Annotated in this window: 1 protein-coding gene; it reads right to left on the bottom strand. The window is 41.0% G+C overall.

The features are described 5' to 3' along the window. Positions 1–328 precede the first annotated feature (328 nt). Positions 329–463: a hypothetical protein gene (locus AACW06_RS19185; RefSeq protein ID WP_272956777.1), complete on the bottom strand. Its 135-nt coding sequence runs from the start codon at positions 461–463 to the stop codon at positions 329–331. Positions 464–2290 lie beyond the last annotated feature (1827 nt).

The raw sequence follows: 2290 nt of genomic DNA, 5'->3' as shown, positions 1-2290 counted from the left end.
ATACATAACAAACTGTTCAAGAGGGATTCGCAACGCGTGGCATTTTCACTATGCGTTGTTTTTAGTGATTAAGGTGGTATGCGGCGGCTTCGGTATTGCGTTGCTCACCCCTTAACAGGGCGTTAGCTGGGGTTAAGAAAAACGGTGAATTTAGGGTGGAAAGGCTTTCGGTTTTCTAGCTACACACCAGACAAATCTCAGCTTCTTAACTATCTCGCCAGTGGCACTTTTCGGGAAGCGTTTGAACTTAACGAAGTCTGCTTACGGGAAGTGTTGTGTTTGTTAACTTCGTTGGCGCGGCTTCTTTGCTGTTGAAATTCATGAATGCCTAAATGCGTTTCGAGTGCTCTATGGCTGATTTTTTCGATAGAATTCTTTGCAAATTACCGAGCTCAGGAATGGTGATTTTCTCGGTCATTTCTTCTTTGCCAAGAGCATTTCGTGGATTGGGTTTTAATTTCACAGCTGTCCGTTTTACTTTGCCGTTTGAAAGCAATAATGTGTTTCAAATTAGGCATTTTGGTGTAATTTGCTAGCGAAAGTGCAGCAGCTAACTAGGCGTTTAAGACGGATTCCCAACGCTTGGGAGTTTCGGCTCTAGGTTGAGTTTTGTGTTTAAGGCACAATGGTTTAGGATTGTGGTCGCGTTGCTCACCACTTAACGCGGCGTTATGTGTTTGGTCAGTTTTTTAGGTCAAAGCTACGATTTCATTGAAAATTCGTTCCGTGTTTTCGGCAAGTTGGCTTGCTCGAAATGGATTATTGAACAACCTGAGATTGATCGTTTTCAAGGTTCTTGGGTTGCCTCAATTAAGTTTTGGATCTGGTTTGTGTTGAATTTCGCCAGTTTCAAATCGCTTTAATTGAAATGTCTTTTTGACTGATTCACTTGTTGAAGTTCAGCTCTGAAAGTCTGGTGAAACAAAAGGTTTTGTTGTGGCTGAAAGGGTGCTTTCTTTGTTGTTGATTCTGTAAGTGGCTCTCTTTGGCTAAAATCGTTGTAAAATTTAGGGTTTGGTTAGCATCGTTTTTGCACGTAAGTTATTCAAATCTCTTCCTTTCTACGGTGGTTTACTTTGAATTCACTGTAAAATTCACATAACAAGCAATTCAAGTGGATTCTCAACGCGTGGCAGTTTTACTATGCGTTAGGTAAAGTGTTTTACGGTGCAATGCAGCGGCTTGGTTAGTGCGTTGTTCACCACTTAATTGGGCGTTATGTGTTTGATGAGTTTTTAGGGTTAAATCTACGATTTCATTGAGAATTCGTTTCGTTTTTTCGGCAAGTTGGCTTGGTCGAAATGGATTCTTGAACAACCTGAAATTGATCGTTTTCAAGGTTCTTTGGTTACCTCAATTAAGTTTTGGATCTGGTTTGTGTTGAGTTTCGCCAGTTCAAATCGCCTTAATTGAAATGTCTTTTTGACTGATTCTCTTGTTGAAATTCAGTTCTGAAAGTCTGGTGACGCAAAAGGTTTAGCGGTTGCTGAAAGTGCGCTTTCTTTGTTGTTGATTCTGTAAGTGGCTCTCTTCGGCTCAGATCGCTGTGAAATTTAGGTTTTGGTCAGCATCGTTTTTGTACGTAACTTATTCAAATTCCTTAATTTCTACGGTGGTTTACTTTGACTTTACGGTAAAATTCACATAACAAGCAATTCAAGTGGATTCTCAACGCGTGGCAGTTTTACTATGCGTTAGGTAAAGTGTTTTACGGTGCAATGCGGCGGCCTGGCCAGTGCGTTGTTCACCACTTAATTGGGCGTTAGCTGGGGTTAAGAAAAACGGTGAATTTAGGGTGGAAAGGCTTTTAGTTTTCTAGCTACACACCGGACAAATCTCAGCTTATCAACTATCTCGCCAGTGGCACTTTTCGGGAAGTGTTTGAACTTAACGAAGTCTGCTTACGGGAAGTGTTGTGTTTGTTAAGTTCATTGGCGCGGCTTCTTTGTTTTTGAAATTCATGAATGCCTAAATTCGTTTCGTGTGCTTTGTCGTTGGCTTTTTCGATAGAATTCTTTGCTAATTACCGATCTCAGGAATGGTGATTTTCTCGGTCATTTCTTCTTTGCCAAGCACATTTCGTGGATTAAGTTTTAATTTCACAGCTGTCCGTTTTACTTTGCCGTTTGAAAGCAATAATGTGTTTCAAATTAGGCATTTTGTCGTAATTTGCTAACGAAAGTGCAGCAGCTAACTAGGCGTTTAAGACGGATTCCCAACGCTTGGGAGTTTCGGCTCTAGGTTGAGTTTTGTGTTTAAGGCGCAATGGTTTAGGATTGTGGTCGCGTTG

Source organism: Vibrio sp. S12_S33 (assembly GCF_963889785.1).
Taxonomy (GTDB): Bacteria; Pseudomonadota; Gammaproteobacteria; order Enterobacterales; family Vibrionaceae; genus Vibrio; species Vibrio aestuarianus.
This window is presented reverse-complemented; position numbering and strand designations above follow the sequence as displayed.